This window comes from Caulobacter sp. BE264 (assembly GCF_031457805.1).
Taxonomy (GTDB): Bacteria; Pseudomonadota; Alphaproteobacteria; order Caulobacterales; family Caulobacteraceae; genus Caulobacter.
This window is the reverse complement of record NZ_JAVDXI010000005.1, coordinates 328,676-342,139: the sequence shown is the minus strand read 5'-3', so window position 1 is coordinate 342,139 and position 13,464 is coordinate 328,676. Positions and strand designations below refer to the sequence as shown.

13 protein-coding genes are annotated in these 13,464 nt (G+C 68.5%); 6 read left to right on the top strand and 7 right to left on the bottom strand.

The window, feature by feature from the left end; genetic code table 11:
* The first annotated feature begins 155 nt into the window (after positions 1-155).
* Positions 156-1,277: a hypothetical protein gene (locus tag J2X45_RS14525; protein WP_310215919.1), complete on the top strand. Its 1,122-nt coding sequence runs from the start codon at positions 156-158 to the stop codon at positions 1,275-1,277.
* Here the strand turns inward: J2X45_RS14525 and J2X45_RS14520 are convergent.
* From J2X45_RS14520 to chpT, 3 genes are all read right to left on the bottom strand, one after another.
* Positions 1,238-2,068 carry a protein-glutamate O-methyltransferase CheR gene (locus J2X45_RS14520; protein ID WP_310215917.1) on the bottom strand — a complete coding sequence of 277 codons (831 nt, stop codon included), beginning with the start codon at positions 2,066-2,068 and terminating at the stop codon, positions 1,238-1,240. The genes J2X45_RS14525 and J2X45_RS14520 overlap by 40 nt on opposite strands.
* Positions 2,065-2,442, bottom strand: coding sequence for a response regulator (locus J2X45_RS14515; protein WP_310215914.1), 378 nt, complete (start codon positions 2,440-2,442; stop codon positions 2,065-2,067). The genes J2X45_RS14520 and J2X45_RS14515 overlap by 4 nt, the downstream gene beginning before the upstream one ends.
* 79 nt (positions 2,443-2,521) lie before the next feature.
* Positions 2,522-3,199: a histidine phosphotransferase ChpT gene (gene chpT, locus J2X45_RS14510; protein WP_310215911.1), complete on the bottom strand. Its 678-nt coding sequence runs from the start codon at positions 3,197-3,199 to the stop codon at positions 2,522-2,524.
* A 140-nt stretch (positions 3,200-3,339) separates the two neighbouring features.
* On the opposite strand from chpT, the gene J2X45_RS14505 reads away from it, so the two are divergent.
* Complete coding sequence (locus J2X45_RS14505; protein ID WP_024265963.1) at positions 3,340-3,531, top strand: DUF3553 domain-containing protein; 192 nt, start codon at positions 3,340-3,342, stop codon at positions 3,529-3,531.
* Positions 3,528-4,328 (top strand): 3'(2'),5'-bisphosphate nucleotidase CysQ, encoded by an 801-nt coding sequence (cysQ, locus tag J2X45_RS14500; RefSeq protein ID WP_310215908.1) that lies wholly within the window; start codon positions 3,528-3,530, stop codon positions 4,326-4,328. Before J2X45_RS14505 ends, cysQ begins: the two co-directional genes overlap by 4 nt.
* Here the strand turns inward: cysQ and J2X45_RS14495 are convergent.
* A complete protein-coding gene (locus J2X45_RS14495) occupies positions 4,325-5,197 on the bottom strand; it encodes a DMT family transporter (protein ID WP_310215905.1) in 873 nt (290 codons plus the stop codon). The two genes, cysQ and J2X45_RS14495, sit on opposite strands and share 4 nt — an antisense overlap.
* An 85-nt stretch (positions 5,198-5,282) precedes the next feature.
* On the opposite strand from J2X45_RS14495, the gene mmcB reads away from it, so the two are divergent.
* Positions 5,283-5,741, top strand: a complete 459-nt coding sequence (gene mmcB / locus J2X45_RS14490; protein ID WP_310215902.1) for a DNA repair putative endonuclease MmcB — start codon at positions 5,283-5,285, stop codon at positions 5,739-5,741.
* Between the two features lie 48 nt (positions 5,742-5,789).
* Here mmcB and J2X45_RS14485 read toward each other — a convergent pair whose 3' ends face one another.
* Together J2X45_RS14485 and recQ are read right to left on the bottom strand one after the other, a co-directional pair.
* Complete coding sequence (locus tag J2X45_RS14485; RefSeq protein WP_310215899.1) at positions 5,790-6,107, bottom strand: hypothetical protein; 318 nt, start codon at positions 6,105-6,107, stop codon at positions 5,790-5,792.
* Between the two features lie 46 nt (positions 6,108-6,153).
* Complete coding sequence (gene recQ / locus J2X45_RS14480) at positions 6,154-8,001, bottom strand: DNA helicase RecQ (protein WP_310215897.1); 1,848 nt, start codon at positions 7,999-8,001, stop codon at positions 6,154-6,156.
* Positions 8,002-8,121: 120 nt separating this feature from the next.
* Between recQ and polA the strand changes: the two genes are divergently transcribed.
* Complete coding sequence (gene polA, locus J2X45_RS14475) at positions 8,122-11,013, top strand: DNA polymerase I (RefSeq protein ID WP_310216066.1); 2,892 nt, start codon at positions 8,122-8,124, stop codon at positions 11,011-11,013.
* A gap of 169 nt (positions 11,014-11,182) precedes the next feature.
* Positions 11,183-13,120: a methyl-accepting chemotaxis protein gene (locus J2X45_RS14470; RefSeq protein WP_310215894.1), complete on the top strand. Its 1,938-nt coding sequence runs from the start codon at positions 11,183-11,185 to the stop codon at positions 13,118-13,120.
* A 61-nt stretch (positions 13,121-13,181) separates the two neighbouring features.
* Here J2X45_RS14470 and J2X45_RS14465 read toward each other — a convergent pair whose 3' ends face one another.
* Positions 13,182-13,319 (bottom strand): hypothetical protein, encoded by a 138-nt coding sequence (locus J2X45_RS14465; protein WP_310215892.1) that lies wholly within the window; start codon positions 13,317-13,319, stop codon positions 13,182-13,184.
* Positions 13,320-13,464: the final 145 nt, after the last annotated feature.

Here is a 13,464-nt window from a genome sequence, read left to right as displayed (position 1 = left end):
TCAAGGTCGTTCAGGGCCCGCCGGTCACCCCGGCGGGCCTTTTTCGTTTCAGAGCTCGTCGTTGTATTGCGCGGATGCAACCTTGGGCCGTGTTCTCGATATCCGACTGAAAAGTTTCATCGAGAAGCTCTCCCCATCCTGGGGATTAGAGCCGCTTGCCGCCATCCGACCCGACGACCGTCTTCATCCATAGCGGCTGGCGCTGTTCCAGCACCTATGTCTGGCATCGCTTCCGCGCGTCACCTGGTGTTCGGGCCTATTACGAGCCCTTCCATGAGCAGCTAGCCCACGTCACCGCCGAGACAATTAACGCCCAGACGCCGGACAACAGCGGCTTGCGCCATCCCGGTGGAGAGACGCCCTATCTGCGCGAGTTCGACGTCGTGCTGGACCCGGCCGGCGGGGTGCGGGGGTTCGATCCAGGCTTTGCGCTTGACCGCTTCTGGATCGAGCCTGAGGCGAGCGATCTGCAGCAGCAGGCCTACGTCGACGGCCTGACCGCCGCCGCCCGCGAGCGCGGCGAGACTCCCGTCCTGGCCTGTTGCCGCACCCTGGGGCGCGCCGGCTGGCTGAAGCGGCGCTTTGGCGGCTTCCACATCGTGTTGATCCGCGACCCGGTCCAGCAATGGCTGTCTTTCTATTCGCTGCGCCGCCGGCCGCGCCCGACCTATTTCGAGCTTTGCCACTATGTCCTTCTCTCCGAGATGGCGGGATGTGACGACGTCTCCTGCGCGCTGCTCGGCGAGGCGTTCGACAGGGCGGGGCCGTTGGCCGAACGGATCGCGGCGGTCCGCGCGCGGCTCAAACGCGCCCCCGCCAGCGTATCGTTTCAGGCCTTCCTGGCGGTCTGGCTGCGGTCCTACCTCAAGGCGCTGCCGCACGCCGACCTCGTCGTCGATGTCGACCGGCTAGCCCGGGACCAGGCCTATGCGCGGACCGTCGAGCACGCGATCGAGGCGGGCTGCGGCTTGCGGCCCGACTTCACTGACTGCCGTGCGCCCCCGCCGCACGGCGTCAGTCCGCCGGTGGCTTGGCGCAAGGCGACCCGCGCGGTGGTCGAGATGATGGATCTTCGCCAGGCGATCATCGGCCCGGAAGCGCCGCCCGTTCTCTTTCGCAAGCTGGCGCCAGCGCTGGCGGCGCTAACGCCGGCGCCCGTGGGCGGCGCGGCGCGACTGCGGGAGGCTGTTGGGGCGCTGATCGGCGGCGCGTCGGTCGCGCGGGCGCCCAGCAAGGCCTATGCGGCCACCGCACGGATGGACGGATCGCGCAGATAGATGCCCCGCCCGCCCGGAGCGGGCGTCAGCAGTTCGTCGATCTCCGAGGCGTCATCCTCGGCGTCCAGAACCAGGACGCCGTCGTCGGGAAGCAGCGCCGCCAGCGCGCGGGCCACCTTGCCGCGCAGCGAGGCGTCCATGCCGCCCAGCACGTTGCGCAGCAGGATCACGTCGAACCGGCCCATCGCCGACAGGTCGGCCAGCAGGTTGATCCGCTTCCAGCGCACCGTCTGGCGGATACGCGGCGAGATCGCCCAGGTGTCGTCCTGGTTCTCGAAGTACTTGATCAGCATCCGGATCGGCAGGCCGCGCTGCACCTCGAACTGGGTGTAGAGGCCGGCCTGGGCCTTCTCCAGGCTGCGCTCCGAAAGATCCGAACCGAAGAATTCAAACCGCGTGCCGGTGGCCAGCCCGGGGGCTTCGGCGGCGGCGATCGCCATCGAATAGACTTCCTGGCCCGTGGCGCAGGCGGCGCTCCAGATCCGGATCGGCGCTTCGCGGCGACGATGCGACAGGGCCGGCAGGATCTGGTCCCGGAGCTGGGCGAAGGTCTCACGGTCGCGGAAGAAGGTGGTCTCGCCGCGGCACAACGCCTCGACCACGGCCCAGATCAGGCGCTCCTCGCGCTTGCTGCGCAGCGCCGCGATCAGGGCCTCGATCGAGTCGTAGCCCTCCCGCCGGGCCAAAGGGGCCAGACGGCTCTCGATCAGGTAGGGCTTTTCGGTCTCGACCCGAACGCCGGCGCGGGCCCGGCCAAGGGCCGCCAGCAGGTCCATGTCCTCGGGCGTCACAGCAGGCCAACCTCGGCGAACTTCGCCTCGATGATATCGCCGTCGAACGGCTTCATGATGTATTCGTCCGCGCCGGCGTCGAGCGCGGCGCGGATATGGTCCGGGGCGTTCTCGACTGTGCAGAACACGACCTTGGGCGCGTCGCCGCCCGGTTCGCTGCGCAGCTGACGCAGAAAGTCGATGCCGTTCATCACCGGCATGTTCCAATCCAGCAGGATGGCGTCAGGCATGGCCGCGCGGCACCACGCCAAGGCCTCCATGCCATCGGCGGCCTCGGCGATCTCGAAGCCGATGTCCTCGAGGACTCGGCGGGCGACCTTGCGGATCACCCGGCTGTCGTCGACCACCAGACAGGTCTTCACGGCGCGCTCCAATCCAGAGGGCCACCATGCGCGGTCTCTGGTTAAGGAGCGGTTTGCTAAACCCGGATCGGGGTGGCTGAGATTGTAAAGTTTAAGCGGGCACCCAGGCGGCGATCGAGGCGCGATCCTCGCCGATCTCGACGGCGATCTGGCCGCCGGCCGCTCGGACGAGCGCGTTGAGGTACGCCGCTTGCACCCAGGGTCCGCCCAGGCCCTCGGCCAAGGGCTCGCCCTTCAGGCCCGCCAGGACTTCCGGACGCAGTCGGGCGCGGGGGCCCGCAGCGTCGGCGATGATCGAGAAGCGGCCATCGGCGGCCACGCCCTTGACGCTGGCGACGCCGCCGGCCGGCAGGGCGCTGGCGGCGATCTGGGCGATATTCAGCACCGCGCGCGACGAGGGCTTGTTCATCGCCTGCGGTTCGATCTGCCAGTCCAGGGTGGGGCGCACATGGGCGAAAACGCCCTGGGCCAGCTTTTCCAGCTCGCGGGAGTCGAAGTTTTCCGCCGAGGCCGAGGCGCCGAACGCCACCCGCGTGAACTGCAAGAGGTCGGCCAGCTTGCGGGCCGACGAGGCGATCAGGTTCATGGCGTCGTCGCGCATGTCCTGGGCCGAGGGGTCTTCCAGCAGGTCCAGACCCGAGACGATGGCGCTGGCCGGACTGATGAAGTCGTGACACAGGCGCGCGGCCAGCATGGCGGCGAAATCGGGGCCCTGGACGTCGGTCTCGGGGGAGGCGGGGGCGGCGGCTTCGGTGACGGTCTCGGTCATGGCGGCGAACTCTGCCGTGATTTGAGCCTTTCGCAAACCGGCCCAGGCGACGCACCGCTATCGCCGCTAGGAGAAAATAACGCACGCGTGTGGCCGGTCTCTGATTTCATCCCGGACGGACAGGCCCTATGGAAGCGACCGTGATCGATCCGTTCCTCGAGCCTGGCGTCCTGGTGCGCCATCCTGGCCAGCCCGACTGGGGTCTGGGTCAGGTTCAGTCCGTCATCGGGCATCGGGTGACGGTGAATTTCGAAGAGGCCGGCAAGCAGACCATCGACGCCACGCGCGTGCGGCTGGTCTTCGTCGGCGACGATCCCCGGGGGCAGGCATGAGCGACGACAAGCAGACGGTTCAGGATCTCGCGGACTGGGGCCGGGTCCTGGCCAGGATCACCGAGGAGGCCGCCGTGGTCATCCTGCCGTTCTGGCGCACGGAGCTGGCTGTCGCCCAGAAGGCCGACGAGAGCCCTGTCACCGAGGCCGATCGCGCCGGCGAGCGCCTGATCCTGGAGCGCCTGGCGAAGCTCTATCCCGATATTCCCGTGATCTCGGAAGAAGACGCCAGCGAGTTCGGCACGCCCGAAGCCGTCGGGCCGCGCTTCTTCCTGGTCGATCCGGTCGACGGCACCAAGGCCTTCGTGCGCGGCGATCCGAACTTCACGGTGAACATCGGTCTGATCGACCACGGCGTTCCGGTCGCTGGCGCGGTCTGCGCCCCGGCGACGGGCGAGGTGTGGTTCACCACGGCCGACGGCGCGGCCAAGCGCGCCGGGCCGGACGCGCCCGAAGCGCCGATCCAGGTCCGTCCCTGGCCGACCGGCCAGGCCCTGGGCCTGATCAGCCACACGATGCGTGAAGACAAGGCCACCGAACTGGCGGCCGAGTACGGCTTTGACCTGCGCACGCCGATGGACAGTTCGATCAAGATGTGCCGGATCGCCGAGGGCTCGGCTGACATCTATCCGCGCCACGGGCCGACCTCGGAATGGGATACCGCCGCGGGCCACGCCGTGCTGGTCGCCGCCGGTGGAACCTTCGTACAGCCGGACGGCTCGCCCTTCCTCTATGGCAAGGCCGATCAGAGCTTCCGCAATGGCTGGTTCGTCGCGGCGGGCGGCGCTAAACCCTAGGGGACGTCCTCGCTGACCGCTTCGGCGGGCGTGGTGAGGATGGTTCCGGCCGAGGCCGCGACGATAGCGGCGATCGCCAGCCATTGCGTCAGAACCAACCGCTCGTGCAGGATCGCCAGTCCGGCCAGCGCGCCGACGGCCGGCTCCAGGCTGAGCAGGACGCCGAAGCTGCGCTTGGGGATGCCGCGCAGGGCGATCATCTCCAGCGAGTAGGGGATGGCGCTGGACAGCACCGCCACCACCAGACCCAGGGCGGCGATCTTTGGATCGAACAGGGCCGGGCCGGCCGAGACGACCCCGATCGGCGCGACGATCAGCGCGGCCGTGGTCATGCCCAGCGCCACCGAACGTCCCGCATGCAGGTGGGCCGTCCGTTTGCCCAGGATGATGTACAGCGCCCACATCACCGCCGCCGCGCAGGCGTAGGCGACCCCGACCGGGTCCAGCGGCTTGGCGCCGGGATTGATCGGCAGCAGCAGGCCAAGGCCCAGCACCGCCAGGGCGATCCAGACGAAATGGATCAGGCGGCGGGAGTGGGCGACGGCGAGGACCAGCGGGCCCATGAACTCGATGGCGATGGCCAGGCCCAGCGGGATGGTGCGGATCGACATGTAGAAGCACAGGTTCATCGTGCCCATCACCGCGCCGTACATCGCCACGGTGCGAAGATCCGCGACGGAGAGCCGATGACGCCAGGGCCGCCAGATGGCCAGCAGGATCAGCGCCGAGAAGCCGACGCGATAGGCGCTGACGCCCTGGGCGCCGACCAGCGGGAACAGGGTCTTGGCGAACGAGGTGCCCACGCACAGCGTGACGATCGCGGCCAAGAGAGCGGCATAGGGCAGGAAGGAAGCGCGGGCGCCGGACATGGCCCGTCTTTAGGGGGAGGGCGCAGGGAAGGCCAGCGCCGCCCAGCTTGATCTGTGAACAAAGCTGGAACATGATCGCGCGCAAATGGACGTGATCATCGAACTGGCCCCCTCCCGACCGGAAACCACGCTGGCCGTGACGCGCGGCGCGGCGCGCCTGCTGGTCGATCTGGGCTATGCGCCCCTGGCGGAGGTGACCTTGCCCAACGGCCGCCGCGCGGACCTAATGGCGCTGGGACCCAAAGGCGACGTGCTAATCGTCGAGGTGAAATCGGGGCTGGAGGACTTCCGCGTCGATCGGAAGTGGGGCGACTACGCGCCGTTCTGCGACGCCTTCTATTTCGCGGTGGCGCCGACTTTTCCCGATGGCGTTCTGCCGGAGGACCCGGGTCTGCTGGTCGCGGACGGGTTCGGCGGCGCGGTGGTGCGCGAGGCGCCGTTGACGCCGCTGGCGCCGGCGCGGCGCAAGGCTTTGACACTCGCGTTCGCACGCCTCGCCGCCTGGCGAGCGGCGGGCGTGAACGCCGAGCGTCTCAGTCTCTGAAGTCGGGGATTGGGCGCGGAGCGGACACGCCGCCCCACGCCCGGCCGATCAGTGACGGTTGCGCGAGATCAGGAAGCCCAGGCCAAGGCCGATCGCGAACGCCCCCAGGGCGACGCCCATCGGATGTTCTTCCGCGACGTGATGGGCCACCTTGGCCTTCTCGGTGGTCCAGGCCGCGCCGACGCGGGCCTTTTCGGTCGCGAAGGTGCGGGTCTGTTGCGCGACTTCGCTCGCGGTTTCGCGCGCGGCCTTCACGGCGTCCAGCGCGGCTTCCTTGGCGCGCTTTGTCTTTTCGGCGGTGGTCTTGGCGGCGCTGTCCGCGGCGGTGGTGACGTTGGACGGGGTGAAGCTGCTGATATCGGTCATGGGGAGGCTCCTCGGCTTGACCCGGTGGAAACTCGCAGCGCGCCGATTAGTTCTCCCGGACAACCTTCAAAACGCCTTCGCCGTAGCGGTCGAGCTTGCCTTGGCCGACGCCGCCGGCCTTGCCCAGCGCCGCCAGGCTGGTCGGACGCGCGGCGGCGATCTCGGCCAGGGTGGCGTCGTGGAAGATCACATAGGGCGGTACGTGCTGCAGCTGGGCCTGCTCCTTACGCCAAGACCTCAAGGCCTCGAACAGCAACTGGTTCTCAGGCGGGATGGTGAGGGCGCGGCCTTCGCGACGCTTGCGCAAGCCCCCGCCTGCGCGGCCGCCGCTGTCGGGGGTGTCGGCCATCTGGCGCAGCGCGACCTTGCGCTCGTTGCGATAGACCTGCCGCACGCCCTCGACATCGCCGAGCCCCACCAGGGGGCGACCGTCGTTGGGGTCTTCGCGCAGCAGGCCCTCGAAGATCAGGGTGTCGAAGAGATCGCGCCAAGTGGGCTGGCTGAACTCGCGACCGATGCCGAAGGTCGGCAGCTGCGCTTCCTGAGGGGTGACATCCTTGGTCTTGCCCATCAAGTGCTCGATGACCCGTCCGCGCCCCAGGCGTCCGCCCAAGCGGTGGACGGCCGACAGCGCCTTCTGGGCCGCTTGCGTAGCGTCGATGCCGGTGGGCGGCGAGACGCAGATGTCGCAGACCCCGCAGCGGCCGACGCCCTCTTCGCCGAAGTAGCGACGCACGGCGGCGGCCCGGCAGGTGACGCCCTCCAGCATGGCGTAGAACTGGCGCAGCTTGCGGGACTGAACCTGCTTGACCTCGTCGGGCGCCTCGCGGGTCTCGATCCGTCGGCTGGCCCAGGCCATGTCGGCCGAGCCGTAGAGGGTGATGCCCTCGGCGGGCTGGCCGTCGCGCCCGGCGCGGCCGACCTCCTGCCAATAGGCCTCGATGGCGGCCGGCGGGTCGGCGTGGATCACATAGCGCACGTCGGGCTTGTCGACGCCCATGCCGAACGCGATCGTGGCGACCATTACCGCCGCATCGGCCTCGAGGAAGTCCTCCAGCCGACGGGCGCGGACGGCCTTGTCGAGACCGGCGTGATAGGCCAGAGCCGGGACGCCTTCCGCGTTGAGCCGCTCGGCCAGCTTTTCGGTCCCGTCACGCGAGCCGGCGTAGATGACGCCCGAGCGCCCGGGGCGCTCCAGGACAAGCTCGACCACCCGGTCGTGTCCCTTGCCGCGCTTGCGCTCGGCGCTGAGCGCCAGTTCCGGACGGGCGAAGCTGTCGACGAACTCCGCCGCGCCCTGCAGCCGCAGTTCGGCGCGGATGTCGTCGCGGGTGCGGGCGTCGGCGGTGGCGGTGACGGCCAGGCGCGGCACGTCGGGAAACAGTTCCGCCAGCCGGCCCAGCATCCGGTACTCGGGGCGGAAGTCGTGGCCCCACTGGCTGACGCAGTGGGCCTCGTCCACGGCGATCAGGGCCAGCGGCGTGCGCGCCAGGCGATCCAGCATCCAGGGCTGCATCAGGCCTTCGGGCGAGAGATACAGCAGGTCGACCTCGCCGGCGTCGATGCGTCGCCAGATGTCGGACCGCTCATCGAGCGAGATATTGCTGTCCAGCCGCTCGGCCGCCACGCCCGCCTGGCGCAGGCCCTGCACCTGGTCGGCCATCAGGGCGATCAGCGGCGAGATGACGAGACCTAGGCCCGGCCGGATCAGCGACGGGATCTGGTAGCACAGGCTCTTGCCGCCGCCCGTGGGCAGAACCGCCATGGCGCTGTGGCCGGTCAGCAGCTCGTGGATGACCCCGGCCTGCAGACCCCGGAAGTCGGCGTGACCGAACGTGCGGCGCAGGACGTCGCGCGCGCGGTCCAGTTCTGGGGATTCGGGAGGGACGTACACGGGCGCTCTTATGGCCGCCGCTCCGCCCCCCGCCAAGCCAGGAACTGAGGCATGGCGGTTTCTGTGGGCGGGCCCGCCGAAGGGTTCCCGACGCGCGCCGCGCCCCCTATGTTGCCGGCCATGACCGACGCCGCCGCGCCCCCGCTTCCGAACGCTTCCGAACTGACCCAGGACGGCCCGGCCGTCCGGCTCTTCCTGGTCGACGGCTCGGCCTATCTGTTCCGCGCCTATCACGCCCTGCCGCCGCTCACCCGCAAGAGCGACGGCCTGCCCGTGGGCGCGGTGCAGGGCTTCTGCAACATGCTGTGGAAGCTGCTCCGCGACATGCAGGGCGACACGCCCACCCACCTTGCGGTGATCTGGGACCACTCGGAAAAGACGTTCCGAAACAACCTCTACGACCAGTACAAGGCCCACCGGCCGCCGCCGCCCGAGGACCTGATCCCGCAGTTCCCGCTGGTGCGCGAGGCGACGCTGGCCTTCGGCGTGCCGGCCATCGAGCTGCCGGGCTACGAGGCCGATGACCTGATCGCGGCCTATGCCTGCAAGGCCCGCGACGTCGGCGGCGAGGCGATCATCGTCTCGTCCGACAAGGACCTGATGCAGCTCGTCGGCGACGGCGTCTCGATGTACGACCCGATGAAGGGCGTGCGCATCGATCGCGAGCAGGTGTTCGAGAAGTTCGGCGTCTATCCTGAGAAGGTGGTCGACGTTCAGGCCCTGTGCGGCGACAGCGTCGACAATGTGCCGGGCGCGCCGGGCATCGGGATCAAGACCGCCGCCCAGCTGATCACCGAATATGGCGACCTCGACACGCTCTTGGCGCGCGCGGGCGAGATCAAGCAGCCCAAGCGCCGCGAGACCCTGATCAACTTCGCCGACCAGATCCGCCTGTCGCGGGCCCTGGTGAAGCTGGACTGCGACACCCCACTGCCCCAGCCGCTGGACGACCTGAAGGTCCGCGAGCCCGACAAGGAGGCTCTTGGCGCCTTCCTGGAGCAGATGGAGTTCCGCTCGCTGGCCCGCCGGGTCGGCGACGGCTCGGCCGCCGCGACGCCCGGAACGCTCGACCGCCCCGCCGCGCCGCCCAAGGCCCCGGTGGTCAGCGTCTCGTACATGGGCGCGGCCGCCCGCGCGGCGGCGCATCCGGTCGAGCCGGTGAAGATCGACCACGCGGCCTACGCCTGCGTCCGCGACCTTGAGACCCTCAAGGCCTGGGTGGACAAGGCGACCGCCAAGGGCCTAGTCGCCTTCGATACCGAGACCGACGCCCTGTCGTCGGCGACGGCGGGGCTGTGCGGCGTGTCACTGGCCATCGCGCCGGGCGAGGCCTGCTACATCCCCATCAGCCATTGCGAAAAGGCCGACGGCCTGGCCTTCGAGGCTCCCGCCGACATCGAGCAGATCCCGCTGGCGGACGTCATAGCCACCCTCAAGCCGCTGCTGGAGGATCCGGCGGTGCTCAAGGTGGCGCAGAACGCCAAGTACGACATCGCCGTCCTGGCCCGGCATGGGATCCAGGTCGCGCCGATCGAAGACACGATGCTGATCAGCTACGTGCTGGAGGCGGGCCTGCATGGCCACGGCATGGACGAGCTGTCCGAGCTGCACCTGGGACACAAGCCGATCCCGTTCAAGCAGGTGGCCGGCAGCGGCAAGGGGCAGATCAGCTTCAAGCACGTGGCCCTGCCCGAGGCGACGGCCTACGCCGCCGAGGACGCCGACGTCACCTTGCGGCTCTACCACCACCTCAAGCCCCAGCTGGCGCGGGCCGGGCTGTCGACCGTCTATGAGACGCTGGAGCGCCCGATGCCGGCGGTGCTGGCGATGATGGAGAACAACGGCGTCCGCGTGGACCCCGAGGCCCTGCGCCTGCTGTCCAACGAGTTCTCGTTGCGGATGGCCCAGTTCGAGGCCCGCGCTCAGGAGCTGGTCGGTCGCCCCTTCAACCTCGGTAGCCCCAAGCAGATCGGCGACGTGCTGTTTGGCGAGATGCAGATGAAGGGCGGCAAGAAGACCGCCACCGGCCAGTGGTCGACCGACAGCGACGTGCTGGAGAGCCTGGCCCTGGAGCACGAGTTGCCGCGCGTCCTGCTGGACTGGCGCCAGCTCTCCAAGCTGAAGGGCACCTACACCGAGAACCTGATCGCGGCGATCGCGCCGTCGACGGGACGGGTCCACACCTCGTACGCCCTGGCGGCGACGACCACGGGGCGTTTGTCTTCGTCTGACCCCAACCTGCAGAACATCCCGGTTCGCACCGAAGAAGGCCGCAAGATCCGCAAGGCTTTCGTGGCCGCGCCGGGCAACGTGCTGATCAGCGCCGACTACAGCCAGATCGAGCTGCGCCTCCTGGCCCATATCGGCGACATTCCGCAGTTGAAGAAGGCCTTCCAGGAAGGTCTCGACATCCACGCCATGACGGCCTCGGAGATGTTTGACACGCCGATCGAGGGCATGGACCCGATGATCCGTCGCCGGGCCAAGGCGATCAATTTCGGCATCGTCTACGGCATCAGCGCCTTTGGCCTGGCCAACCAGCTGGGCATCGGCCAGGGCGAGGCGGGGGCCTATATCAAGACCTATTTCGAACGCTTCCCGGGCATCCAGGCCTATATGGACGCGACCAAGGCCTTCGTGCGCGAGCACGGCTATGTCACCACGATCTTCGGCCGGAAGATCAACATCCCCGACATCGAGGCCAAGTCGGCCGCGCATCGCCAGTTCGCCGAGCGCGCGGCGATCAACGCCCCGATCCAGGGCGCGGCGGCGGATGTCATGCGCCGGGCGATGATCCGCATGCCCGCAGCGCTGGAGGCCGCCGGGTTGTCGACCCGGATGCTGCTGCAGGTGCACGACGAACTGGTGTTCGAAGCGCCCGAGAGCGAGGCCGACCGCGCCTGCGACGTGATCCGGGCGGTGATGGAGAAGGCGGCCGAACCGGCCGTGGCGCTGTCGATCCCGTTGACGGTTGAGGCGCGGGGCGCCAGCAACTGGGACGAGGCGCACTGATCAAAAAAGCGGCGAAAATGTCGGCTGTGCGACATCTCGCCGCGGCAAGGTTAATGCCTCTGAAAGGGGTTTCGGCGGAAGCTTGGGGATGAAGGCTGCGATTGGTTTGCGCTGAAATATATCAGCGTTTTCCAATTTTTGTGGCCTAGCGCCAGACTTGGAGCCGGCCGTGTCCTTTGGTGACCTGAAGATCTCGCAAAAACTGATGGCGGTGTTCGCCGTCATGCTCACGACGATCATGCTTATGGGCGTGGCGCTGTATGCCAATAATGTGAGCTTCACCAAGTCGGTGCACCGGACCGAGCGCGCCTATGAAATGGTCCGCGCGGCCGATCAGGCGGCCTTCCGCCTGACGCGGCAGGAGAACTCGCTGCGCGGCTTCCTGCTGTCGGGCGATACTTACTACGTCAAACGCCTGGAAGAGGCCCACAAGCCCAAGTTCATGAAGGCGCTCGACACGTTGCGCGCCCTGGCTGATGGCGACCAAGAGGACCTTGCGCGGATCGCCGCCGTCGACGCCGCCTACGCCAACTATCGCAAGATGGCCATCGAGCCGGCCTTCGCCCTCGGCGCGGATCCGGCCACCCGTCCCCAGGCGGTCGAGCTGGTCCGCAATGACGGCGTCGCCGACAAGGCCGTCGAACCGGTTGAAAACGCCATCGAGGCCATCACCAAGAACGCCGAGGAAGAACTGGCCACCGAAGCCGCCGCCCAAAAGCGCGCCGATGCGCAATCGACCCTGGCTCTGGCGATCGGCATCCTGATCACCGCCGCCATCGCCATCGCGGGCGGGCTGTTGCTGACCGGCGCTATCGCCAAGCCCGTCACCGCCATGACCAGCGCCATGCGCCGTCTGGCCTCCGGCGATCACAGCGTCGACGTGCCGGCGCGCGGCCGCAAGGACGAGATCGGCCAGATGGCCGGCGCGGTGGCCTACTTCAAAGACTCCGAAGCAGAGAAGGTTCGTATCGAGGCCGCCGCCGCCGCGCAGCGCCAGGCTGCGGAAGAGGAACGCGCCGCCAGCGAGGCCGAAAAGGCCGAGGTCGCCCATCACGACGCTGTCGCCATCTCGGCGCTGAACGAGGGTCTGGATCGCATGGCCTCGGGCGACCTGACGCACCGCATCACCACGCCCTTCGCTCCCAAGACCGAGAGCCTGAAGACCAATTTCAACGCCGCCGCCGACCGGATGCAGGAAGCGATCCAGGCGATCAGCGTGGCGACGGGCGGGGTCAACAGCGGCACGGACGAGATCTCACAGGCGTCCGACAACCTGTCGCGTCGCACCGAACAGCAGGCCGCCAGCCTGGAAGAGACCGCTGCGGCGCTGGACGAAATCACCGCGACGGTCCGCAAGACCGCCGCCGGCGCCAAGGAGGCCTCGCAGGTCGTCGCCGTGGCCCGCACGGACGCGGAAAAATCGGGTCAGATCGTCAGCCAGGCGGTTTCGGCCATGACGGAAATCGAGGCCTCCTCCAACCAGGTCAGCCAGATCATCGGCGTGATCGACGAGATCGCCTTCCAGACCAACCTGCTGGCGCTGAACGCCGGGGTCGAGGCGGCGCGCGCGGGTGAAGCCGGTCGCGGCTTCGCGGTCGTCGCCCAGGAAGTCCGGGCTCTGGCGCAACGTTCGGCCGACGCTGCCAAGGAGATCAAGACCTTGATCTCGACCTCGACCCAGCAGGTCGAGGCGGGCGTCAACCTGGTTGGCCAAACCGGCGAGGCCCTGAACCGTATCGTCGAGCAGGTCGCAACCATCGACAATCTGGTCAAGGAGATCTCGGCGTCGGCCAGCGAGCAGGCTACGGGCCTGAACGAGGTCAACACGGCGGTGAACCAGATGGACCAGGTCGTTCAGCAGAACGCGGCCATGGTCGAGGAGGCCACCGCGGCCACCCACTCGCTGAAGAACGAGGCCAAGTCCCTGGCCGAAATGGTCGCGCGCTTCCGCGTGGCCGAAGGCGCGGCGATGGCGCCGCCGGCGAGCGCGCCGCGCGTCAACTACCGTCCGCCGGCCGAAACGCCCGCGCCGCGTCCAACCGTATCGGCGCGGCCTGGACGAGGCTCCGCCGCCGTGGCGGTTCGCGAGGATTGGGAAGAGTTTTGATCGCCTGACAGACTGATCACCAGAAGGCTCCCGGTTCGCCGGGGGCCTTTTTGCTATGGCCTCAGCCCTTGTTGATCGTGATGGTCTGGAAGGATGACTCGGTGGGTTGCGGCTTGGGTCCCGGGCCCGGCGTCGGCAAGGCCAGACCAATGGCGGCGGCGATCAGGAGGGCGAGGGCGAAGAAGGCCTTGCTGGCCATGCTGGGTCTCTGGTCTGCGTCGTGTTGCGACAGTCGCTAAAGCCGACGGGCGCACAGATGGCCACGCCGGCATGGGGTTCAAGTCGTCGGCGGCGTTCCGCTCCAACCTGATCCGACAAGAAAGGCCGGAAACCGCCTCGACGGT